The organism is Asticcacaulis sp. MM231, from assembly GCF_964186625.1.
Classification (GTDB): domain Bacteria; phylum Pseudomonadota; class Alphaproteobacteria; order Caulobacterales; family Caulobacteraceae; genus Asticcacaulis.
The window spans coordinates 850,654-872,916 of the sequence record NZ_OZ075108.1 but is presented as its reverse complement, the minus strand read 5'-3'; the positions used below and the strand labels follow the sequence as shown (position 1 = coordinate 872,916).

General features: G+C 60.8%; 20 protein-coding genes. 1 reads left to right on the top strand and 19 read right to left on the bottom strand.

Going from position 1 to position 22,263, the window contains the following annotated elements; genetic code table 11:
• Nucleotides 1-104: 104 nt before the first annotated feature.
• The 17 genes from ftsA to ABQ278_RS04060 form a co-directional block, all read right to left on the bottom strand.
• The gene (gene ftsA, locus ABQ278_RS04140) at nucleotides 105-1,523 is read right to left on the bottom strand and encodes a cell division protein FtsA (RefSeq protein ID WP_349321344.1); all 1,419 of its coding nucleotides are present in this window, start codon (nucleotides 1,521-1,523) and stop codon (nucleotides 105-107) included.
• A gap of 21 nt (nucleotides 1,524-1,544) precedes the next feature.
• Nucleotides 1,545-2,495, bottom strand: coding sequence for a cell division protein FtsQ/DivIB (locus tag ABQ278_RS04135; protein ID WP_349321343.1), 951 nt, complete (start codon nucleotides 2,493-2,495; stop codon nucleotides 1,545-1,547).
• A 196-nt stretch (nucleotides 2,496-2,691) separates the two neighbouring features.
• Nucleotides 2,692-3,192, bottom strand: coding sequence for a hypothetical protein (locus tag ABQ278_RS04130; protein WP_349321342.1), 501 nt, complete (start codon nucleotides 3,190-3,192; stop codon nucleotides 2,692-2,694).
• A 180-nt stretch (nucleotides 3,193-3,372) separates the two neighbouring features.
• Nucleotides 3,373-3,744 carry a ribonuclease E inhibitor RraB gene (locus ABQ278_RS04125; protein ID WP_349321341.1) on the bottom strand — a complete coding sequence of 124 codons (372 nt, stop codon included), beginning with the start codon at nucleotides 3,742-3,744 and terminating at the stop codon, nucleotides 3,373-3,375.
• Nucleotides 3,745-3,822: 78 nt separating this feature from the next.
• Nucleotides 3,823-5,745 carry an ATP-dependent zinc metalloprotease FtsH gene (gene ftsH, locus ABQ278_RS04120; RefSeq protein WP_349321340.1) on the bottom strand — a complete coding sequence of 641 codons (1,923 nt, stop codon included), beginning with the start codon at nucleotides 5,743-5,745 and terminating at the stop codon, nucleotides 3,823-3,825.
• 98 nt (nucleotides 5,746-5,843) lie between these two features.
• Nucleotides 5,844-7,178 (bottom strand): tRNA lysidine(34) synthetase TilS, encoded by a 1,335-nt coding sequence (gene tilS / locus ABQ278_RS04115; protein WP_349321339.1) that lies wholly within the window; start codon nucleotides 7,176-7,178, stop codon nucleotides 5,844-5,846.
• Nucleotides 7,163-8,119: a tetratricopeptide repeat protein gene (locus ABQ278_RS04110; RefSeq protein ID WP_349321338.1), complete on the bottom strand. Its 957-nt coding sequence runs from the start codon at nucleotides 8,117-8,119 to the stop codon at nucleotides 7,163-7,165. Before ABQ278_RS04110 ends, tilS begins: the two co-directional genes overlap by 16 nt.
• 160 nt (nucleotides 8,120-8,279) lie before the next feature.
• Nucleotides 8,280-9,233 (bottom strand): CsgG/HfaB family protein, encoded by a 954-nt coding sequence (locus ABQ278_RS04105; protein WP_349321337.1) that lies wholly within the window; start codon nucleotides 9,231-9,233, stop codon nucleotides 8,280-8,282.
• 280 nt (nucleotides 9,234-9,513) lie between these two features.
• A complete protein-coding gene (pal, locus tag ABQ278_RS04100) occupies nucleotides 9,514-10,071 on the bottom strand; it encodes a peptidoglycan-associated lipoprotein Pal (RefSeq protein WP_349321336.1) in 558 nt (185 codons plus the stop codon).
• Nucleotides 10,072-10,314: 243 nt separating this feature from the next.
• The gene (gene tolB, locus ABQ278_RS04095) at nucleotides 10,315-11,640 is read right to left on the bottom strand and encodes a Tol-Pal system beta propeller repeat protein TolB (RefSeq protein WP_026172661.1); all 1,326 of its coding nucleotides are present in this window, start codon (nucleotides 11,638-11,640) and stop codon (nucleotides 10,315-10,317) included.
• 32 nt (nucleotides 11,641-11,672) lie between these two features.
• Entirely contained in the window at nucleotides 11,673-12,542 is an 870-nt protein-coding gene (locus tag ABQ278_RS04090) for a hypothetical protein (protein ID WP_349321335.1), read from the bottom strand.
• 4 nt (nucleotides 12,543-12,546) lie between these two features.
• A complete protein-coding gene (locus ABQ278_RS04085) occupies nucleotides 12,547-13,038 on the bottom strand; it encodes a biopolymer transporter ExbD (protein ID WP_349321334.1) in 492 nt (163 codons plus the stop codon).
• 3 nt (nucleotides 13,039-13,041) lie between these two features.
• Nucleotides 13,042-13,767, bottom strand: a complete 726-nt coding sequence (tolQ, locus tag ABQ278_RS04080) for a protein TolQ (protein WP_349321333.1) — start codon at nucleotides 13,765-13,767, stop codon at nucleotides 13,042-13,044.
• Between the two features lie 116 nt (nucleotides 13,768-13,883).
• A complete protein-coding gene (gene ybgC, locus ABQ278_RS04075; protein ID WP_349321332.1) occupies nucleotides 13,884-14,345 on the bottom strand; it encodes a tol-pal system-associated acyl-CoA thioesterase in 462 nt (153 codons plus the stop codon).
• Between the two features lie 193 nt (nucleotides 14,346-14,538).
• Nucleotides 14,539-16,167, bottom strand: coding sequence for a carboxylesterase family protein (locus ABQ278_RS04070; RefSeq protein ID WP_349321331.1), 1,629 nt, complete (start codon nucleotides 16,165-16,167; stop codon nucleotides 14,539-14,541).
• 90 nt (nucleotides 16,168-16,257) lie between these two features.
• Nucleotides 16,258-17,184 carry an ROK family protein gene (locus ABQ278_RS04065; protein ID WP_018081028.1) on the bottom strand — a complete coding sequence of 309 codons (927 nt, stop codon included), beginning with the start codon at nucleotides 17,182-17,184 and terminating at the stop codon, nucleotides 16,258-16,260.
• A gap of 101 nt (nucleotides 17,185-17,285) precedes the next feature.
• Entirely contained in the window at nucleotides 17,286-18,638 is a 1,353-nt protein-coding gene (locus ABQ278_RS04060; RefSeq protein WP_349321330.1) for a sugar MFS transporter, read from the bottom strand.
• Between the two features lie 452 nt (nucleotides 18,639-19,090).
• Here ABQ278_RS04060 and pyk point away from each other — a divergent pair, with 452 nt between their 5' ends.
• Entirely contained in the window at nucleotides 19,091-20,593 is a 1,503-nt protein-coding gene (gene pyk / locus ABQ278_RS04055) for a pyruvate kinase (protein ID WP_349321329.1), read from the top strand.
• Between the two features lie 105 nt (nucleotides 20,594-20,698).
• Here the strand turns inward: pyk and ABQ278_RS04050 are convergent, their stop codons facing one another.
• Together ABQ278_RS04050 and ABQ278_RS04045 are read right to left on the bottom strand one after the other, a co-directional pair.
• The gene (locus ABQ278_RS04050; protein WP_349321328.1) at nucleotides 20,699-21,613 is read right to left on the bottom strand and encodes a Gfo/Idh/MocA family oxidoreductase; all 915 of its coding nucleotides are present in this window, start codon (nucleotides 21,611-21,613) and stop codon (nucleotides 20,699-20,701) included.
• Nucleotides 21,614-21,683: 70 nt separating this feature from the next.
• Nucleotides 21,684-22,043, bottom strand: coding sequence for an L-rhamnose mutarotase (locus tag ABQ278_RS04045; RefSeq protein ID WP_349321327.1), 360 nt, complete (start codon nucleotides 22,041-22,043; stop codon nucleotides 21,684-21,686).
• Nucleotides 22,044-22,263 lie beyond the last annotated feature (220 nt).

The following is a 22,263-nucleotide window of genomic DNA, read 5'->3' as shown; positions in this document are numbered from 1 at the left end:
TTTGCAGGGGCATTTTAGCTCAGGGGCCGCATGGGCCGCCGCATCAGCGGCGACGGCCCTTGCCCTTGCCAAGGCGCGATAAGTAAGAATATCGCGTCTTGTATTCAGAGATTGCTCTTCAGCCAGTCGATGACACGCGCCAGGATATTGCCCTGGCCGGCGCTCGGCGCATCGCGCGGACCGATCTTGGCCGCCATGATCTTCTTCACCGGCACCACATCGCGCGGGCCGTAGAGCGTGCGCAGGATAACGCCGGCGGTGGCGGCAAACGACGGACCCGCCGCCGCATCGCCGAGGTGCGGGGTGCGCATCGGCTTGCCGAGACGGCACGGACGGTCGAAAACACGGATCGCCAGCTCGCGCACGCCCGCCAGTTGCGAGGCGCCGCCGGTCAGCACGATACCCGCGCCGGGCTCAATCTGGACACCGGAGGCCTTGATCTTCTCGCGCAGCAACTCGAACGTTTCTTCGACGCGCGGCGCGATAATACCCTTGAGGATGGAGCGCGGCACTATGATTGGCGCGCCGCCCTTGTCATCGCCACGCGGCGGGGCCTCGACGGTTTCGCGGTCTTCATGGGCGCTTGCAATGGCTGAGCCATGCAGGGTCTTGATGCGTTCGGCGCCGGCAAGCGTGGTGGAAAGACCGCGCGCGATATCAGCCGTAACATGGGCACCGCCGACATTCAGGCAATCGACATGGACCAGGGTGCCGTTGGCGAAAATGGCCGCGGTCGTGCTCGACGCGCCCATATCGATGCAGATGCAGCCCAACTCCTTCTCGTCCTCTTCCAGCGCCGCCACGGCAGCCGCCAGCGGGGCGCAGACGATGGCCTGCACTTCGAGGTGAGCCTGCGAAACGCAGGTGTTGATGTTGTTGAAGACGCTCTCGTCGATGGTCACGACCAGCAGTTCGAGACCAAGCGCCCGGCCGTTCAAACCACGCGGATCGCGCACGCCATGCTGATCATCGACGCTCCACGCTACCGGCAGCAGGTGGATGGCGCGGCGGTTGGGGAAACGGACCTGCGCAAGAGCCGAGGCGATGGCGCGGTTGAGATCGAAATCGGAGATCGGCTTGAGGCCAAGCGACACCTGCGCCGACACCTTGTGCGAGGCAGTCTGGGCGCCGGGAATAGTGACGCGCACGCCGTGGATCGCCACATTGGCCATGGCCTCGGCACGTTCCACCGCCTGCGCGATCGCCTGAGACGCCGCTTCCATATCGATGATCGAACCGGCGCGGATGCCCTTGGACTGCACATAGCCGACGCCGGCGATACGGATGGTCTGGTCGGCGTGGCGCGCGCCTTCGGGGCGCATGATGAAGCAGCCGATCTTGGAGGCGCCGAGATCGAGCGATGCGATTAACCCTTGCGAGGCCTGCGGGCGGTTGGCCGCCTCGCCGCTCGTCGCCGGCTGCGCACGCGCTGGCTTCGCCGGCGGCGCCGAATTCTGGGCGTTATTCTGGGCGTTATTTTGGGCCTGATGCTTGGCGTTCTGGCGGTCTTCAAATCGTGACATGAGTTTCTACTTTTGTCAAACTCAGTGAGCGGTACTGGTGGCAGGGTGAGCGGCAGGGGCGGGATGGGCCTCGAGCGGAACCACGACAAGCGCATCGGGATCGAGCAGGTCGATGGAGGCGAAGCCCTGATCCAGCACGCGTTGTTGGGCCATCAGGGCGTCGAGCTTGGCCAGCGCCTGTTCCTGATTGAGCGCCGGCAGCTTGATGACCGCCGTGTTCTTGAGCAGGATATTCCAGCGGCGGGTATCGACGCGCTGTAGGGCATAGGTGCGCTGCAAAAGCTCAGGGCGCTGACGCATCAGTTCGATGATTTCCGGCGCGGCTTCATTGGCGCCCTCGCCCACCACATAGGGCAGGCCGGTGAACTTGGTCGAGATCGCCTCAGGGATGATATTGCCCTGATCGTCAATGACCGTGTTCTTGCCATTGTACTGCCAGACGGCGAGGCGCGGACGCTCGACCACCTCGATGATCAGGACGCCGGGAAACTGACGGCGCACGGTGGCCGACTTGACCCAGCCGACATTCTCAACGCTCTTCTGCACGGCGGCGAGATCCATCAGGGCGAACGGCTGATTCATTTCGAAATCGAGTGCCTTGCGCACGTCCGGCGAGGCATCGGGGCTGACGCCTACGAGGGAGATTTTTTTGAGCTTCAATCCCATGGCGGCCACGCGGCCATCGGCGAAGCTGATCATGGCACCGCCAAGCGCCTGGGCGCGATGGCCGGTCAGGAGAACGACACTGAGCAAGCCGGCAATGACGAGGACGGCCAGCCACGCCGTCAGTTCACCCGGCATATGGACCGAGCCGATGATGCGATGCCTGCCCGTGGGCGCAGCCGCCTTGCGTCCCGCCGCACGCGGCTTCGCCCCGCCCTGAGACCGCGGCGCTTTCGACGCACCACGGGCTTCCGGCTTTGCAGCGGTCGGGCTGGCTTGTCGTCTGCCACCACGAACGACAGCGGGCATGGGCACTCTCCAATTGCATCATGACCGGAAAAAAGAGCGTTCCGCCGCGCACTTGCCCTGCAAGTCCACTCCGTTAAACACTCCCGCCCGGCTGGTTAAGCGCCCATAAAGCCTCAAACGTCCTTAATAGAGTGATAACGTCCGGCGTTTTCGTAAGGAATTTGTAACGATATCCACCCGATTCTTTGCGTAGGGATTAACCGGCTTCGCCTTGCAAATGGCACCTGACCACAGCCGCCGTCTTTCGCACCTCGGCGATCTGGTTGATGTAATTGTTGCAGGTCAGCATGTCATTTTCGAAATTGCCGCGGTTGACCGCATAGACCGTGATCAGCACGTAAGGCTGCTCGTCTTCAATCTGCCCGAACAGGCGGCTGTCGATGCCCTCCCCCGTCATCGCCATAGCGCGGGTGTCCGCGGGAAAGGGGTTCAACTCATAGCCAAGCTGTATGCGGTTCAGTTCATCCGCATTGGCTGCCTTGGGCACAACCGCGCGCCCATAATAAAAGGCGTGCACATTGAGATGATAGTCCTTCTCCTTCATGCGCGCCGCCGCCGCTGGCGTCATGTCGAGACGGAGGGTGTAGGCAAAGGGGCCCGGCGGCGCCTTTGCCGGCTTCAAGGCGGACATGACCTTGTCGCACTGACACAGGCTCAGAAGCAGGCAGGCTGACACAACGGCTTTTGCATAGGTCAAGATCAGCCTCCCCCTTGGCTTCTAATACAAGGGTGAGCGTATCAGCTTACCTGAAACCTGACAATCTAGAGCCCATTCCAATCTGATTGGATCAGATCGGAATGGGCTCTAGATTTTTTTTGCTTTTACGCGCTTTTTGATCCGAAAAGTGCGTCACACTTTTCGAAAAAGCGCTCACATCTAGCTCAGGTCTTCGCTCTCGGCCGACACCTCAAAACAGCCCCAGCCGTCATTGCGGCCGCCAAACGGCATGGCGATGCCGCTCAGCTCTTTTTCGAACTGGGTAATGGCGGCGTGGTCAGGCACCATATGTCGCGTTACGGTCACGTCCCACTTGCCGGTATTGGCATCGTCATCCGACTGCGCTTCCCAGGGGCCAAGCTCGACCTCATAGCCTTCGGCGTCCATCATGGCCGAAAAGGTTTCCGCCGTGCCTTCATCGGGGAACAGCAGCGAGAAATCGATATCACGCGGCTGGCTCAGGTCATCCCCCGCCGCCTGCATCCGCCGCAGCACATCACCGTTTTCGTCATTGGGAAAGTAGATCATCATAGCAGGCTCCAAAAAGAAAGGCGGATGAGAGAGGCCCTCACCCGCCGCTTTTAACATAATGTTTAGGGCCGTATAGCTTTAAGCCACAACCGGCACAAGGGTAGGCGCGCTTTCGTTGGCGGCTTCAGCTTCGGTTTCAGGCACCGCCGAATTAGACGACAGCTCGATCGCTACGCCGGTTTCCTCGTCACGGATGATCTCTTCACCGTTGAGAATCTTGGCGATTTCGTCACCGGTCAGGGTTTCGAGATCGAGCAGGGTGCGGGCCAGGCTGTGCAAGGCGTCAAGATTTTCGGTCAGGATGCGCTTGGCGTCATCGTAACCACCCTTGACCAGACGCTTCACTTCGCGGTCGATCAGTTCGGCCGTGGCTTGCGAGGTATCGCGGCCGAGCGCGCCGTATTCGTCTTCGCCCTGCTTGTAATCGACGAAGCCCAGTTCATCCGAATAGCCCCAGCGCGTCACCATCGCTTTTGCAAGACGGGTGGCCTGCTGGATATCCGACGACGCGCCCGAGGTGACCTGATCCTTGCCGAAGATGATTTCTTCAGCGACGCGACCAGCCATCAGGATGGCGAGACGCGAGGTCATCTGGACGTAGTTCTGCGAATAGCGGTCGCCTTCAGGCAACTGCATCACCATGCCGAGCGCACGGCCACGCGGGATGATGGTGGCCTTGTGGACCGGATCCGCTTCGGGCGCCTTGAGCGCAACGATGGCGTGGCCGCCTTCGTGATAGGCGGTGTTCTTCTTTTCCTGCTCGCTCATGGCCATGGACTTGCGTTCGGCGCCCATCAGCACCTTGTCCTTGGCGTCTTCGAAATCGCGCATGGTGACCAGCTTGCGATCCTTGCGGGCGGCCATCAGGGCGGCTTCGTTGACCAGGTTGGCGAGGTCGGCGCCGGAGAAGCCCGGCGTACCGCGCGCGATCACCTTGACATCGACATCGACACCCAGCGGCACCGGCTTCATGTGGACGCGCAGGATGGCTTCGCGGCCGGTCAGATCGGGATTCGGCACCGTGACCTGGCGGTCGAAACGGCCGGGACGCAGCAACGCCGAATTGAGGACGTCTGGACGGTTGGTGGCGGCGATCATGATGATGCCTTCATTGGCCTCGAAGCCGTCCATCTCGACCAGCAACTGGTTGAGGGTCTGTTCGCGTTCGTCGTTACCGCCGCCATGACCGGCGCCGCGATGGCGGCCGACGGCGTCGATTTCGTCGATGAAGATGATGCACGGCGCATTCTTCTTGGCCTGTTCGAACATGTCACGGACGCGCGAGGCGCCGACACCGACGAACATTTCAACGAAGTCCGAACCGGAGATCGAGAAGAAGGGCACGCCGGCTTCACCGGCCACGGCGCGGGCCAGCAGGGTCTTACCCGTGCCCGGAGGGCCAACGAGCAGTGCGCCCTTTGGAATCTTGCCGCCCAGTTTCTGGAAACGCGACGGGTCTTTGAGGAAATCGACGACTTCCTGCAGATCTTCCTTGGCTTCCTCGACACCGGCCACTTCCGCGAAGGTGACGCGGTTCTTGTGCTCGGTCAGCAGGCGCGCTTTCGACTTGCCAAAGCCCATGGCGCCGCCGCGTCCGCCGCCCTGCATCTGGCGCATGAAGAAGATCCAGATGCCGATGATGAGGATAATCGGCAGCAAGGTGGTCAATACGCTGATCAGGAGCGACTGCTTGCTCGACTGGATGGTGACCTTAACTTCAGGCTGAGCGGCCAAGCGTTCATCAAGAATAGTATGGTCAAAGGCAGGGATGACCGCATGAAACTTGTTACCATTGGCGAGCGTGCCTGTGGCGTCATCATTATGGATGGTGATTTCCTTGATCTGGCGGTTTTGCACCTGTGTCAGCAACTCGGAATACGCCATTTCAGACGGCTTCTTGCCTTCGGGCATCAGCGTTGTGTGATTGGTGCTCACGAAAAAGTAGATGCCCATCAGGAAGGCCAGAACAACCCCGATAATCGCCATGGAACGCATGTTCATGCCAATGTCTATCCTCAATATGGCCCGAATCCGGGGCCACCCCTCCACGGGGTCTTCACTACGTCATTCACCCATATAGGATGTGAAACCGGGTTTCGCTACACGCCATTGCAAACCACAGGCCATGAATCGCTGTCAATATGGCTTTCCCGCGTGATCTGCCCCATGGCGGCGTAAAACCGCGGCGTCACCAGACAGGTAACACGGGTTTTGTTATAGGTAGCGGGTGTTAAAGAGGTGTTGGCCGGGGCGCCATGCATCAACAGTTTCTTTTGATGGTCTTTTTCGCTGACCGGCAGACTGCCGCGCAGGGCCGCCGGCAGGGCGTTCAGCGCCTTGCGGTCCGCCGCGTCAAGATCGACGCGAACGCCTTGCGATGGCAGGATGCGCATAGCCTGCGCGGCCACAAGCGCAAAGCGGCCATCCCAGACGGCTTCGACGCCGGGCTCCAGATCCAGAAAGGGCGAGGTTTGCCGCCCGATATCGCCCGTTTCACGGCTGATAGTGATACAATTTTCCTGTTGCTGCAGACGCGCGCCGCACAGGGTCAGGACCTTGCCGTCGGGCAGGCACGCGTAGAGATGTTCCAGGCGTGCGCGCTTCGGCAACTTGTCGCCGCCACCGGCGCAGACCGCCGCCGCCGACAGGCGTTTCAGCGCTAACTCTGGCGGCAAGGCATAAAACACATCGGCCCTGAAGGCGATCATACCGAGCGCGGCGAGGTTGTCCGCATGCAGAAGACCGGTCATATCCGGCGGCGTGATGTTTTCCCGCGCCTCGATCGGCACCTCCTGCTCGCGCAACAGGCTCCGCGTCCGGGCCCGCAGCGATGCCGGATTGTCGTTCGACGGATCGTCGATCCAACTCGCACCGATCTCACGCAGATAGTCGCGCAGGGTTTCGCGGCGAATATCGAGCAATGGCCGGTACAGAAACACGCCGCGCCCTTCCGGCCAGACCGGCGATGGCGACCACACCTGCGGCGCGCCAACATTGGAGCCCTGCCTGCGCATAACCGCAGCCTCGGCAATATCATCGGCGGTATGGGCCAGGCACAGCACGGATGTGCTTTTTTGCCTCGCCGCCTGCGCCAACAACGCATGACGCGCCAGACGCGCCGCTGCCGATAAGCCCGAGGCCGGCTTATCGCCCTGCCAATGCAGCGCGGTAAAGCCGGCGCCGACCCGCGCCGCATGATCCGCCACCGATTGCGTCCACTGGGGGCTTAAAGGATTGAGTCCATGATCGACGCAGAAAACCTCAAGCGGTCGGCGCTTAACATTTTTTTGGTTCCATTCGGCCAGGGCATAGAGCAGGGCCACGGAATCGCCGCCGCCGGAGACAGCCACCCCCAGCGGGCCGTCGCCATCAAGGCGTTCGGCAAAATGCGTGAAGTCTGAGCGCAGACGGGCGCGCTCTAAACCGCCCCGCACCTGTTCTTGTCCTTGAGCGTCTTGGCCTGGCTGCGCGTCTCGCTGGTGGCGGACTTGGCGTAGACCTTGTCAAACTGCGTCAGGGCCGAACAGGCATCGGTCGGGCGATTGCTGTCGCTTAAGGATTGCGCCAGTTTCACGGTCGCTTCCGGCGCCCATGACGTCTTTGGCCAGCCCTTGAGCGAGGTGGCGTAGGCCGCCACGGCGCCCGACGGATCGGACTTCATGGCGCGGATCTGGCCCAGACGGAACCAGGCTTCCGGCAGTTGCGTGGCTTGCGGCCAGGCCGTGGTGAAGGCTTCAAAGGCGCGGCCGGCGTCATCGGTCTGGCCGGAACTCATCAGGTTAAACGCCTGCTCGAAATCGCCCTCGGCATTGCCGGTCGAGGCCGGCGGCGGCGGGGGCGGTGCGAGTTGCGCGTCGATGTCCTTGATGTGGGCGTCGGCCAGATCGGCACGCTTGACCAGGGTGTCCATGCGGGCGTTCTGGTTGGTAAGCTGCTGGATCAGTTGCTGGTTCTGGTGTTGCAGTTCCTCGATCTGCCCGATCAGGGTGGTGATCGTGCCAGTCTGCTCATCCTGCTTGCGCGACATGTTGTCGACCGTGGCCTGCAATGCCACCACTTCGGGATCGGGCTCGATCAGGATCGGCGGTGCGCCCTTCTTGTTCTCGACACGCGACACGGCGCGTTCGAGCTTGCGCACATTGCGGTCGAGCTTCTGCAGCTTCTTGGCGTCCCACACCGTATTGTCGGTGGGCTGCTGGCCGGGGATTTCCTTGTCGTCTTCGTCGTCGAAAATCTGGGCATGGGCCCCTGCGGGCGTAAAGGCGGTCAGGCTTACGACACTGAGGGGCAGCGACAGGGCCATAAGGGACAGACCGGCCACAGCCTTGCCGCGAGCAACGAAACCCAGCCGTGTGTTTTTGAAAGACTTACCCATGATCAAATCCTGCCCGCCACAATACTCTGAAGAATGTGCCGTATCGAAGCACACTTGCAGTATAGTTAGCAATATAGTCTGGCTGAAATAAGACACAAACCGTGATCGGCGTCCGAACGAGTGCCTCGCATGGCGAAACTCCCGTTTTGACAGAAAGGCTTTATTGCGAGGCCGAGAGGTTATCGTTCTTCACCCAGCCGACATTGTCGTTATCATCGGCCACTTCCCAATACATGCCGTCCTTGGTGCCGGTGGGGTAGACCACGAGGCCGACCGGCAGCGCGCGCAGCACCTTGCCGGTCGGCGAAGGCGCCGAGCGCAGGGTGGTCGCGGTCCGGACCGTGTAGCTGCGGCTCGGCGCCGCAGCCTTGCCGCCGACTTCGATACCGCCGAGATTATTGACCATCTCGCTGTAGGCCACCATGAAGGCCTGGCTCACGATCTTGCCAATATCGGTGTCTTCGTAACCGCCGCCGACCGCGCCACCGAAGCCGACAAAGCCACCGGCACCCCAGCTCAGATCGTTTTTAGCGGCATGGCCTTCAAACGCATTGGACTCAGAGGTGCGCACATCGGTCAGGGACAGAACGACGTCGGATTCGAGTTTCTTGGTACGCAGGCCGCCGATCAGCGCGCCGGCGCGACCTCCGACCAGACCGCCGACCAGACCGGCCGCCCCCGCACCGCCGGTATTGGAATCGGCGCTGCCGACCTCGGCCACCAGCACGAAATCAGCCGCCTTGATCTGGCCCTTGCCGACATTGGAGCCCTTTTGCAGACCAAGCGAACCGCCGATCTCACGTTCACGCGCCGCCGCATCCATGCCGGCCCCGCGATCGACCAGCGAGAAGCAGCCCGACTTCTGCACGATGACCTTGAGCAGCTTTTGCGGCGCGGCCAGGCTGTAATTGGTCCAGCCCGAAGGATCGTCGCCATTGACGATGGAGATGGTGCCGAGCTTGGTGGTGCAGTGCGGGATCTGCCCCATCATCTGGTCTTGCGTCTGTTGTGCTTTGCTGGCCTTGGCCTGCGCCAGCGCCTGCGAGGCCGGCGCGAAGGTCAGGCCAAGGACGGCCGCTACAGCCACAGCGCTGTTAAATCGATTGAAAGACATTTAAAGGCTCCCCTCATGTGTTGATAAAACCGTGGCGCAGCCGCGCACGCGCGGAAGACAGGCTTCCGGCGGCCTGCGACGGCACCCCAAAATCTCAGGCGTACGCCACGACACGAAAACCCGCGACCTCCAGAAGAAGACCACGGAAAAACCGATATTTATGATGGATGAGAAGCAAGGACAGCCCGCCCCTGGAAACACCACCCCAAAACGCATCATGCCACCTGACCCTACGATCAGGAGGCATGATTTTCAAATCAAAAAACAGGACCGTGAGGTCTTATTGCGCGCCAGAGGTGAGGCTGGTGTGGGCGTTACGGTTCTTTTCCCAAGATGCTTCACCCGAACCATCGTCGATCGGGCTTTCCTTGCCATAGGAGATGGTAGAGATACGGCCGGGAACAACGCCCTTGCCGGTCAGGAAGTCAGACACGGCCTGCGCGCGACGGGCGCCCAGGGCGAAGTTGTATTCGCGAGTGCCGCGTTCGTCGGCATTGCCTTCGATGCGGATATTGACGGCGGGATAGCGCACAAGCCAGGCGGCCTGGGCTGCCAGGATGCCTTGCGCATCAGCGCGGATGCTGGAGGAATTGGTGTCGAAATAGACGCGATCGCCCACATTAACGACGAAATCCTGTTGCGAACCCGGAACGATGCCCGGCAGCGGCACAGTGGCGACCGGCGGTTGGGCGGGCGGTGGGGTTGGGGTGCTGGTCACCGGCGGAGGGGTTGGCGCCGGCGTGTCGACCACGGGCTCCTTCTTGGTACAGGCCGCGACGGAGGCCAGAATAAGGGCTGCCAAAGCGATCTTGGCGGCGGATTTGGTCGTTACCGTCATAAGAAGTCCTCTCATTTTTCAATAATATTCGCGGAAGTATCCCACTGTTTTGTGACCGGATTATGCACAAAACTCACATAAGATACGATGATATGCCTATTAACTTTTGTCAAACCCTCGTCTGGAATTTTCCATATAAATGGACCGTTTTGATCCAACCAGGGGTTTGAGTTCAATAACAGACCGGATTTACCTCAAATTTCATGAATTTTCAGTTCGTCCTTATGGTTAGCTTTTCCTGACCTACTTGAGGCGGGGCGACCAGGCGGGGTCGGAGGCGCCGCCGGCATAGGTTACCGCACGTTCGACGCGGCCCGACACCTCGACCGTCCACAAGGACGGTACGCCGCTCTGGGTTTCGCGGAAGAACATGATGTAGCGACCGTTGGGCGCCCAGGTCGGGCCCTCTTCCAGATAGGACGAGGTCAGAAGCTTGGCGTTACCGCCACCGGCATCCATGACGCCGATCGAGAAACGACCGCCCGATTGCTTGGTGAAGGCGATCATGTCGCCCTTGGGCGAAAACACCGGCGTCGAGTAGGAGCCGCCGCCAAAGGTGATGCGGCGCACATTGCCGCCTGAGGCGTTCATCAGGTAGATCTGCGGCGAGCCGCCACGATCCGACGTAAAGGCGATAGTGCCGCCATCAGCCGAGAACGACGGCGAGGTGTTGATGGCCGCACCGCTGGTCAGCTTGGTCATGGCGCGGGTGCGCAGGTCCATGACGTAGATGTGGGTGGCGCCGCCCTGGCTGACCGAGAAGGCCAGCTTAGAGCCATCGGGGGAGAAGCGCGGCGCAAACGCCATGCCCTTGATCTGGCCCACGGCTTCCTGACGGCCGGTTTCCAGATTGTAGATATAGATGCGGGCGCTGTCAGCGGTCAGGGCCATATAGGCGATTTCCTGACTGTCGGCCGAGAAGCGCGGCGTCATCACCTTGGTGTTGTTGCCGGCAACCGGCAGATAGGACGGATTGGCACCATCCTGATCCATGATGGCGAGGTGCTTGACGCGTGCCGTCTTGTAACCGCTCTCGGCCACGAAGACGATGCGGGTGTCGAAATAGCCTTCCTGACCCGTCAGTTTTTCATAGATGGCGTCGGCGATCTTGTGGGCGATGCGGCGCCAGTTTTCCGGCGTGGCGGTCATCGACTGGCCCAGCATCTGCTTCTGCGAGAACACGTCCCAAAGGCGGAAATCGACCTGCAAGCGGCCATCGGCATCGACAAAGGCGCGGCCGTTGGCGAGGTATTGCGCGTTGATCGTCTTCCAAGAGGCGAATTCGGGCTGAACCGCGACATCCATATTGGTCTGGATAAAGGCGGCCGGATTGATCGGCGCGAAATAGCCGGAGCCTTCGAGATCGCTGTTGATCACCTTGGAAATCTTGTTACCGAGATCCCCGCCGGAAGCATCGTTGCCGCCGATGGCGACGGCGATCGGCAGGGGCTGGATATTGCCCTGATCGACGGTGCCGGTCAGTTCATCCTGCGCGCTGGCGAAAGCGGGCACGCACAACAGCAGAAGCGCGCCGGACACCGCCGCCAAAATCTTGTTCATCAGTCGCATCATGTAGCTCCTTTGGTCGGTCGGTCGCTGAACTAGCGGCCCTGGCAGGCCTTTTGGGCATCGAAAATAATCTTGAGCGGACGGTTATACAAACCGGACGGCAGGTCGAGATAGGCGTTGGGTTGGCCCTTGCTGACGGCCGCCAGCGCCAGATTGGCCCCGGCCTGCCAGATCGGATCATTACGCTTGTTCACCCAGATAGGGCCCTCAATAACACGGCCATTGGGCGAAAGTGTGAAGCGAATCTCCGGCGCCACGGCCTGGCTGCCCGGCACGTCGCAATTGAGCAGCCACAGCTTGTTGAGGCGCTGGGTCAGGGCGTTCATCTCGGTTTTCAGACCGGCATCGGCCGGACCGGAACCGACCGCCGACTGACCCGTCGTCTTTTGCGTCGAGGCCGAGGCCTGACGCTTGGTCGGCGCCTGGGACGGCGTGGCGGCCAGACGGCTGAGGAAATCGTCCTGCGGCTTCGCCTTAGCCGGCGCAGGCTTGGCGGCCTGCGCGGGGGCCGGTTTCTTCACAGGCGTCGGATCGACCTTTTTCAGGCCGTTCTTGTCCGGCGGCGCGGGCGTCGGTTTGGCGACAGGTTTGGGTGGCGCCGGCACAGGCTTCGGCGGTGCGGGTACGGGCTTTGGCTGAACCGGGGTCGGCACCGGCTGCGGCGTCGGGGACGGCTGCGGCGGCACAGGTTCCGGCTGTGGTATCGGTTCGGGCGTCTTGACCGCCAGTTCATCGACCGGGGCTTCAGCCATCTGGCGGCTCGGCATGTCGGATATGACCGTGACCGGCACCGACGACACCTTGAGCGGCGGCGGGGTCATTTGCCAGGTGATAAAGGCAAGCAGAACCAGGCCGACGTGCAGCAGGATCGAGAGCAGAAAGGACGGTCCGAACTTCTTCATGCGCTTATTGCGTCACCGCGACGGGTTCGCTGGCCGTAGTCTGGCCGCTTTTTGACATGGTGTCCGTGACAAGGCTGATCTTCGAGAAACCCGATGACGACAGTTTACCCATCACCTTGGCGACCGAATCCCAGGTCGCCTCCCCGGCACCGCGGACATAGATCTGGGTTTCGGTATCGCCACGGGTAATGGCCAGCAGACGCGGGGCCACCTGTTCGTAGGTCGCCGCATCGTCATTGACGTAGAACTGGCCGGCCTTGTCGATCGACACGGTAATGGGCTCGCCCTCATCCTTGAGCGCGGCGGCTTCGGTCTTGGGCAGATTGATCTTGATGCCCGAATTGAGCAGCGGCGCTGAGATCATGAAGATGATCAGGAGCACGAGCATGACGTCGACCATCGGCGTGACGTTGATCTCCGACAGCGCGGCGCGACGTCGGGTGCGTCGGTTGGAACGGCGTCCGCCGCCCGCCGATCCGGAACCTCCCATGGCCATGGTCTAGCCCCCCAGCTTGTCGCCGAGACGGCGGGTCAGCGAGACCATAAGCTCATCGGCGAAACCTTCCATGCGCGACGAGAAGCGCGCCACCTTGGCATTGAACAGGTTGAAGGCGATATAGGCCGGAATGGCGGCGAAAAGCCCCATGGCGGTGGCGAACAGGGCTTCCGAAATGGCCGGGGCCACCGTGGTCAGGTTGGTGTCGCCCTGCGAAGCGATGGCCGAGAAGGCGTTCATGATGCCCCAGACCGTGCCAAAGAGGCCGACGAACGGCGACGCTGTGGCGATAACCGCAAGGATGCTCAGGCCGTCTTCGAGAGTATCGGCTTCAGTGGCGATGACATGGTTCAGTTCACGATCAACCTGGCCGACAAGCAGTTCGCCCTGCGCGGGGCTGATCGACTTGCCCTTGTAATCCTTCCAGCCGGCAGTCACCGTCACCAGCAGCTTCTGGAAGGCTTCCTTCGGTTGGGTGCCCAGCGTGGCGGCGATATCATCGAGGGCGCGGCCGGCATTCAGCGCGCCTTCAAAGCCATCGGCCTCCTTGTTGACGCGGCCCAGCGCCGTCGTTTTCTGGATGATGATGGCCCATGACCACAAAGACGCCAGCGCCAGGCCCACCATGATGGCTTGCACCACCAGATCGGCATGCAGGAAAAGATTGACGAAATTCAAGGCGCTTGGAGCAGTACCAGAGGCTGAGCTGGCGGCGGAACTGACGCTCATATCGCATCCCCCATAAGAGTTAATCGGAATAGTGAATCTGTAATGGCGCCACATTGCACGACAATTGGCGACATTTCTATGGCAGATGAGGTGTAAAAGTGCCTTTTAGGCCGTCTTTAGGCTGGGCGTGGCACGGCCTGGGCGGCCTTGATGACCCTGTGAACGTGCGGGGGCATACGTTTCGGATGGCCGTTCATGTCGATACAGACCACCTGAACCTGACCTTCGACCAGGATGACGCCATTGCGTTCGATCCACTGATCCAGCAGAAAACTGGCGCCGCGCACCTCGATAAGGCGGGTCTTGACGCTGATCAGATCATCGATGCGCGCCGGCGTGCGGTATTTGACATTGACCGAGATGACGGCGAAGGCGATGGGGTCCTCAAGCGCCGCCAGTTCATGATGGTGAACCCCGGCCAGACGCATATAGTCAGACCGGCCGCGTTCAAAAAACTTGAGATAGTTGGCGTAATAGACGATGCCGGAAAAATCGGTGTCTTCATAATAGATGCGCACGAGCAGGCGGTGTTCACCGTCGATGATTTGGCCGGAAATATGCGTGTCGGGGGCGTTCATACCCCGTATTAAACCGGAAAAAGTTTATATTCACCTTCAAAGACGTGAAAAAAACTCACCTGATGGCAGAAAGTTGATTTTAGAACACCGATCTAAACCCATTAGATTGGCGCTCTAAAATTTTTGGTTTAAGCGCTTTTTAATCCGAAAAGCGGGCCGCCGGTGCGGTGCGTCACACCTTTCAGAAAGCGCTCTAAGGACGGTCGAGCACCATGCAGATATCCTCGCGCATAGCGCTTTCGACCTTGCTGCCCTTGCGGGTAAACTCGATATAGCGCCCCTTGCGGCCATAGACCGGCCAGTCATCCAGCCCCTTGCGGTTCGGATCGCCGGTCGTGGCGAACTGCACCCAATAGTCCATCAGACGCGGCCAGCGATCCGCCTTGACGCCTTTGGGGCGGTCGTTGAAGACAAAACTCAGTTCGGAGCCATGGTGCACACGGGCTTTCGGATCCGCATCGATATCGAGCTGATAAAGGTAGGCCGTGCCGCTGGAAGCTGTGATCTGGCGCGCCATCCAGTCGGCCGGACAGCGCAGCATGATATCGGTCGAGAGCTGGAGCGGTACGTCGCCCAGCAGGTCATCGGGCTTGGGGGTCTTCTTCACATCGAGCTTGTAGTAACGCAGCACCTTGCCGCGCTGTTCGCCAAAACGCGTGGCGATGGCGCCGTAGAGCGATGCCCTGACATCCGCCAGTTCAAGCTCGCGCGCCGACACGCCGATGATAAGCGGCACCTTGGCCCCCTCGCCGGCCTTGAAAATCTCCGCCGGTGATTTCGGCAGCACGCGGCCATCAACCGTCGCCTGATCCCATATGAAACCGGCATCCTCCATGGGCGGCGTAAGCGTGTCACCCGCCTGTTGCAGCACCATGGCCGGGGCGCGGCGCAGATCGGCCAAGGCTTTCGCGCCATAGGCAGGTGCGTTGCTGAACCGTTCGGCCAGTTGGATGCCCAGCGTTTCGTTCTGCGCCAGCGTGCGCGGGGCGAAGCCGAACTGCGGCGTGCCGCTTTGCGCGATCGCCTTGTGGAACAGGCCACGCGCCAACGGCGAGGCCATCAGCAGCCCGACATCCTGCCCGCCGGCACTATGGCCGAAGATCGTCACATTGTCCGGATCGCCGCCAAAGCGCCCGATGTTGTCACGCAGCCATTGCAGCGCCTTGATCTGGTCCATCAGGGCGTAATTGCCGGATGATCCATTTTGCTCGGCCGTCAGCGCCGGATGCGACAGGAAGCCGAAGACGCCCAGCCGGTATTGCAGGGTGACGACCACCACATCACGCCGGCCAAGGCTTGAAGAGATCGTGCCCGCCCCCGCACCGGCGCGGTTAGCGCCGCCGTGGATAAACACCATGACCGGCTTTTGCGCGCCATTGTTCAGCGAAGGCGTGCGGATTTCGAGATAGAGGCAATCTTCCGAGCTTCGCTTAGAGATATCGTCCTGCCAGCCATAGGCCGCCTGCAGACACCCCGGCGCGCTTTCCTTGCTGAAGCGCACGCCCGACCAGGCCGGGGCGTCCTGCGGCGCGGTCCAGCGAAGGTCACCGACCGGCGGACGGGCGAACGGCACCGCCTTGAAGGCGAAGGTGCCATCGGAGAGGGCTTCGCCGCCCAACTGGCCGCCGCTCACATTGACGATGACGTCGGCCGGCGGGCCCGGTGGTGGTGCGGGTGGATCGTAGGGTTTGAGCGCCGATGCCGCCGGAGCCGCAGCCGGTGCGGATTCGGGCGTGGCGGGCGTGGTCGTCTTCGCCCTGCCTGTGCCCGGTAAGACAAGATGATAACGTCCGTCAGGTCCGCGCACGGTTTGCTGCGCCATAACGGGCATCGCTGAACACAGTAAAACGGCCATCAGACAGGAGGTTTGTGCCAGCCGTTTCATCATCTTCGTTCCCGTAAGCTTCTGTATTTAGTGCCCTTGCGCCCACAGATAGGCGGCGCCGCGCACACCCGACGAATCGCCCCACTTGGCCGGAACCAACTTGGCCTGCCAGCCATCGCTGAACACATAGGGCAGGATCTTGCCGGGCAGACGGTCATAGATTTCCGGCACATTGCTGAGCCCGCCACCGAAGACGAACACGTCCGGATCGAGCGAATTGACGATCAGCGCCATGCCGCGGCCAAGGCGATCCATCAGGCGGTCAAAGGCCGCTTCGGCCTGCGCATCACCGGCGCGCATGGCATTGATGATCTCTTCGCCCTTATGCGGACGCCCCGTGACGGCGTTGAAATCGCGCGCGAAACCGGTGCCCGACACCCACATTTCCAGACAGCCCTTGTGGCCGCACCAGCATTCCGGCCCGGGAAACTCCCCTTCTTTCATCCATGGCAGGGGAATGTGTCCCCATTCGCCGGCCAGGCCATTGGCGCCTTCGACGAGGTGTCCATTGACGACCACACCGCCGCCGCACCCTGTGCCGACGATGATGGCGAACACGTTTGGCGCGCCCTTGGCGGCGCCGTCGATGGCTTCGGAGAGGGCCAGGCAGTTGGCGTCATTGGCCAGACGCACCGGACGCTGGAGCGCGGATTCGAGGTCTTCGCGGAAGGTCTTGCCATTCAGCCAGGTCGAGTTGGCATTGCGCATCACACCGGTGCGCGGGCTGACGGAACCGGGGGCGCCGACGCCGATGGTGGCGATGCGATTGGCCAGCGAGGGGTCTTTTTCTTTGGCCTCGGCTTCAACGCGGGCGATCAGGTCGCAGACCACTTTCAGCGCATCGGCATAGTTGCCAGGATTGGGATCGCGCTGGCGGGCCAGAAATTCACCCGAGCCCGAAAGGGCTGCCGCCTCGATCTTCGTTCCGCCAAAATCAACACCGACGTAAAGCATGCTGTATCCGAATTCTATTTCGTTTTTATTTAATCGTATAAAAACAGAAAACCCCCGAAAACGCCAGATTATGACGCTTCCAGGGGTTATCCGTTCAGGGTTTAGTGGCCGGAACTAACGCCTTCTTCGATGGCATGGATCGGCGCCTTACGACAGGCGAACGAGAACCACAGCACGTAGACGTAGCAGATCAGCGGGGCGATGAAGCCCATCGACATCGAGCCGGTCAGTTCCTGGATCTTGGCAAAGGCCAGCGGCAGAACCGCGCCACCGGCGATAGCCATGCAGAGCAGGCCGGACGTTGCCGAGGTTGGCGCGGTCGAACGCTCAAGCGTCAGGGTAAAGATGGTCGGGAACATGATCGAGTTGAACAGGCCGATCAGCAGGGCCGCGAAGGCCGGGATGAGGCCGGAGGTGACGGGCACCGAGGTCAGGATGACGTTAATCATTCCGGTAGGCTCGGTCGGCACCATATCCTTGGTGAAGATAACGATGAGCGACAGGGCGATGGCGCCCACAGCCACCAGAGTCAGCATGACGTAGTCACGGACGAACTTCAGCAGGGCCGAACCGGCGAAACGACCGATCATGGCGAACAGCATGTAGAAGGTGGTCAGGTGACCGGCCGATTGCGCTTCGAGGTTCAGGATCTTGGATTGTTCGAGGAACAACAGAAGGTTCAGCGAAATGGCGACTTCGGCGCCGACGTAGAGGAAGATGCCGATCGAACCAAGGTTCGCCCACTTGGAGGTCAGGGCGGTGAACGGCGACACCAGATGGCCGGTCTTGGGAGCGGCGTCGGTGATCTTCTGACGGACGAGGAAGATCAGGAAGATAAAGAGGACGAGGGCAACACCGATGGCGAGATAGACATTGGTCACGAAGCCAAGAGCCTGTTGCTTCATCTCTTCGGTGATGACGACGTCCTTCTTGAAGATGTCACCGTTCAGCAGGAAGGAAGCGCCGAAGAACAGGCCACAGGCAGCACCCAGCGAGTTAAACGACTGCGACAGGTTGAGGCGGAAGGCCGAGCCTTCGGGCTTGCCCATCGAGGCGATCAAAGGATTGGCCGCGACCTGCAGCAGGGTCACGCCCGATGCCATGGTGAACAGGGCGATCAGGAACACCGTATAGATGTGGAGGTTGGCCGCCGCGATGGCGATGAAACAACCCGCGGCGATGCCGCCCAGGCCGACCATGACCGACTTGGCGTAACCGACGCGCGACAGGAAGGCCGCCGACGGCAGGGACATGATGAAATAGGCGATGAAGAAGGCGAAGCCGGTCAGCATCGACTGAACGGGCGTCAGGGTGAACACCGTCTTCATGGTCTTGACGAGCGGATCGAGAAGATTGGTGACCACGGCCCAGATAAAGAAGAGCACGGTCACGTAGACCACGGCAAGGCCTAGGCCTCCGCCGCCGGATTTGGAAGAAGCTGAAGAGTCGGACATGTTACCTGCCTGTTAAGCGTTTATGGGTGAAGGTGGCCGCAAGCTGCCTCCCCGGATTAAATAAATCAAATTGCAAAAAACGTGTTTTTGCTGACTTGGCAAATGAAAAACATTGCGCAGTGCAGCAATTCTGCATTTGCCTGACGGTGAATGGGTAACGCGAAATTAATTGTCTGACAAGACTTTGCGCGCGCTCACCCTGATGCAAAAGTCGCAAACACTGACACCGTCTCGGTTAGCGCCCTGCATCTTTTTGTATAACACGCCCTAAAAGGCCTTCCGAAGAATAAGTATGACAATAATTTAACGCAGAAACGCCAATAAGACCAATCAAGACAGCGCTGTCACACCTTGCAGCGCAGCATAAATTTAGACTTGACCCCACGGGAGAATAGAGGCTTTGTCGCACGCGAAAAATACCCCCGTAAGACAGTGCGTGTCACGCAGCCGCCATGCTTCCGGCCCATGCTGTTGATCGCTTTCAATCCGTGAGATTCCCCTTGAAAATTCTTCGTCGCCGCAAAACCAAGATCGTAGCCACCTTAGGGCCCGCAAGCTCGAACGCTGAGATGCTGGCGCAGCTTTTCCAGGCTGGCGCCGACGTCTTCCGGCTGAACTTCTCGCACGGCAGCCACGAAGATCACGGTCGCAACATCGACCTGATCCGCGAACTGGAAGCTAAGTCGAAGCATCCGATCGGCATTCTGGCCGACGTTCAGGGCCCCAAGCTGCGCGTTGGCCGTTTCATGGGCGGCGCCGTGGTGCTAAACAATGGACAGAGCTTCCGCCTCGATCTCAACCCGACGCCGGGCGATTCGACCCGCGCCAACCTGCCCCACCCCGAAATCATCGCCGCCGCGCAGATCGGCTCGCACCTCCTGCTCGATGACGGCAAGCTGAAACTGCGCGTCGTCCACGTCCGCGAAGACCATCTGGAAACCATCGTCGTCAATGGCGGTCGCCTGTCCGATCGTAAGGGCGTCAATGTTCCCGACGTCGTGCTGCCGATCCCGGCCCTGACGAAAAAGGACCGCGAAGACATGGCGTTTGCCCTGGAACGCGGCGTTGAATATATCGGCCTGTCGTTCGTGCAGCGTCCGGAAGACGTGCTGGAAGCCAAGGAAATCATCAAGGGCCGCGCCTGGGTGCTGTCCAAGCTGGAAAAGCCGCAAGCCCTCGATAATCTCGAAGAAATCATCCGCCTGTCCGATGCCGTCATGGTCGCCCGCGGCGATCTCGGTGTCGAACTGCCGCCGGAAGAAGTGCCGCTGGCGCAAAAGCGTATCGTGCAGGCGTCACGCGCCGCCGGCAAGCCGGTGATCGTGGCCACGCAGATGCTGGAATCGATGATCTCGGCCCCGACGCCGACCCGCGCCGAAGCCTCCGACGTCGCCACCGCCGTCTTCGATGGCGCCGATGCCGTCATGCTGTCAGCCGAAACCGCCGCCGGTCAGTTCCCCATCGAAGCCGTCACAATCATGGACCGGATCGTCGCCCGCGTTGAACAAGACGACGGCTGGCGCACCATGACCGACCGCCGCCGTCCGGAGCCGGAAAAGACGACCTCGGGCGCCATCGCCGCCGCCGCCCGTTCGGTGGCCCAGACGATCGACGCCGTGGCCATCGCCGCCATGACCAACTCGGCCAACACCGTGTTGCGCGTCGCCCGCGAACGCCCGACCGCGCCGATCATGGGCCTGACGCCCAATATGGAAACCGCCCGCCGCCTCGCCCTGACCTGGGGCGTGCATCCGGTGCTGACCCCGATCACCCACTCGATGACCGAGACCGTCGCCGTCGCCACCAAGCTGGCGCGCTCCGAAGGCATCGCCGAACCCGGTCAGGATATCGTCATCGTTGCCGGCATGCCGTTCGGCAAATCTGGCTCGACCAACGCCCTGCGCGTGGCGCGCGTTTCGCGCACCAATGCCGAAGAAGCCGAGTTCGAGGACTAGGTTTTCAACACAACATGTAAAAAAAGCGCCGTCATCACTGATGGCGCTGTTTTTTATGCCTTAGACAGGGCAGGCTACTCAATATATTCCGGCGCCGCGATGCGCTTACCGAGCAGCATCGCGTCGGCGACGATGCGCAGCGGTGAGAAGTCGGCATCCGACTTGCCGGCGCGGATCAGATCGTGGAAGTGCGCGTAAAGGCCGGCATATTCCGCTTCTTTCTGCTTGATCAGGGTGCGTCCGTCGATCTCTAGTTCGGTGCCGCCCATCGAAAGCGTCAGTTTCTCGTAGGATGTCGAACTCAATGAAGATGCTCCAGGTCTGGACGCCGGTCTGCAGGAAGTCATATTCGGCGCGGATCGGGAAACCGACCTCGGTCATCATATCCATTTCGACCTGGATCGGCGCGTCACAATTGACCGGGATATGCAGGTCGGCCTTCTTCACCATGACGGCGTCGGCGAGAATGCGCGTCAGGATCGACAGGGAGTTGATGCCCGGATCGAACACGCCCATGCCGCCGGCTTCAAAAATCCATGCCTGGCCGGGGTGCCACTGGCGAACATTTTCCTTCCAGTGGATGGTAATGCTCTTGATCTCACGTTCGGAAATCCACTTGCGCGTGGCCTCCACGGCGGGGGCGAAACGCGAGTGCCACGAGGCCAGCAATGACACGCCCTTGGCCGCAGCCAGCGCCTTGATGGCCTCGGCCTCGCCCAGCGTGGCGGCAGGCGGCTTTTCAAGGAAGACGTGGCGGCCAATAGCGATGACCTCCTTGGCGATCTTGTGACGAATCTGCGGCGGTGTGCAGATGGCGATCGCCTCGATCTCCGGGTGCGCCGTCATCATGGCGTCCATATCGGGATAGGCCTTGACGCCTTCCGGACGGGTATGCGGCGAACAGCCTGCCACCAGTTCGAGATGCTTGTTGCCGCGAATCGACGGGATATGCTGATCAACGGCGATCTTGCCGAGGCCGATCAGGCCGATTTTCAAAGGCTTCTTACCAAATAGTCCCATCGTCGCGTTTCCTTAAGCACTCTTTGCGGTGTCTTACCGTGACCGCATCATCTTGTAAATTGTAGTATAATTAGTTCTGCTCAGCCAGCGAATAAATCCGCTCCATCGGCAGCCATTTCTGGCCGGGGGCAGCAAACGGCAGGGCCTGCTGGAAATCCCACATCAGTTTTTCCCATGCCTGCACATCGGGGCTTTCGGCATCGGAGGCGGCCTTGGCAGCGGCGTCATAGTTCGGGCCGGGAGTCAGAATTATCATCATGCGGTTGCCGACCAGATAGATTTCCAGCGCCTCGATACCGGCGGCGTGCATGGAGGCATTGATCGAGCCGGGCACCTGTCCGGGTGCGTGCCATTGCTTGTAGCGTTCGATCAGGGCCGGATCATCTTTCAGATCAAGGGCAAAGACCTGCTTTTCAGGTTGGGTCGACATCAGCGTTTCCAGTTGTTCCAAATCGCCCTGACGGGCGGCAAGTGCTTGCCGTAGTCGTAAAATCCGGCAAAGGCAATCGGCCTCTTGAGGACCATATGTCTGAGTATATAGCGGCGAATGTTTCGGGATGCAAACCCCCGGAACAATTTCATATTTGACGTCGCCATTCATATGTGATGCAAGTAGCGGCAACAAAGCGGCCGGTCAGGCCACACACAGG

Coding starts and splice junctions, on each gene's coding strand:
- tolQ (WP_349321333.1), bottom strand. CDS start 13,767: ATGAGCGTCAGTTCCGCCGCCAGCTCAGCCTCTGGTACTGCTCCAAGC.
- ftsH (WP_349321340.1), bottom strand. CDS start 5,745: ATGAACATGCGTTCCATGGCGATTATCGGGGTTGTTCTGGCCTTCCTG.
- ABQ278_RS04125 (WP_349321341.1), bottom strand. CDS start 3,744: ATGATGATCTACTTTCCCAATGACGAAAACGGTGATGTGCTGCGGCGG.
- ABQ278_RS04070 (WP_349321331.1), bottom strand. CDS start 16,167: ATGGCGCAGCAAACCGTGCGCGGACCTGACGGACGTTATCATCTTGTC.
- ABQ278_RS04060 (WP_349321330.1), bottom strand. CDS start 18,638: ATGTCCGACTCTTCAGCTTCTTCCAAATCCGGCGGCGGAGGCCTAGGC.
- ABQ278_RS04085 (WP_349321334.1), bottom strand. CDS start 13,038: ATGGCCATGGGAGGTTCCGGATCGGCGGGCGGCGGACGCCGTTCCAAC.
- ybgC (WP_349321332.1), bottom strand. CDS start 14,345: ATGAACGCCCCCGACACGCATATTTCCGGCCAAATCATCGACGGTGAA.
- ABQ278_RS04065 (WP_018081028.1), bottom strand. CDS start 17,184: ATGCTTTACGTCGGTGTTGATTTTGGCGGAACGAAGATCGAGGCGGCA.
- pal (WP_349321336.1), bottom strand. CDS start 10,071: ATGACGGTAACGACCAAATCCGCCGCCAAGATCGCTTTGGCAGCCCTT.
- ABQ278_RS04110 (WP_349321338.1), bottom strand. CDS start 8,119: ATGGGTAAGTCTTTCAAAAACACACGGCTGGGTTTCGTTGCTCGCGGC.
- ABQ278_RS04090 (WP_349321335.1), bottom strand. CDS start 12,542: ATGAAGAAGTTCGGACCGTCCTTTCTGCTCTCGATCCTGCTGCACGTC.
- ABQ278_RS04135 (WP_349321343.1), bottom strand. CDS start 2,495: ATGCCCGCTGTCGTTCGTGGTGGCAGACGACAAGCCAGCCCGACCGCT.
- ABQ278_RS04105 (WP_349321337.1), bottom strand. CDS start 9,233: ATGTCTTTCAATCGATTTAACAGCGCTGTGGCTGTAGCGGCCGTCCTT.
- tolB (WP_026172661.1), bottom strand. CDS start 11,640: ATGCGACTGATGAACAAGATTTTGGCGGCGGTGTCCGGCGCGCTTCTG.
- pyk (WP_349321329.1), top strand. CDS start 19,091: ATGCTTCCGGCCCATGCTGTTGATCGCTTTCAATCCGTGAGATTCCCC.
- ABQ278_RS04045 (WP_349321327.1), bottom strand. CDS start 22,043: ATGTCGACCCAACCTGAAAAGCAGGTCTTTGCCCTTGATCTGAAAGAT.
- ftsA (WP_349321344.1), bottom strand. CDS start 1,523: ATGTCACGATTTGAAGACCGCCAGAACGCCAAGCATCAGGCCCAAAAT.
- ABQ278_RS04050 (WP_349321328.1), bottom strand. CDS start 21,613: ATGGGACTATTTGGTAAGAAGCCTTTGAAAATCGGCCTGATCGGCCTC.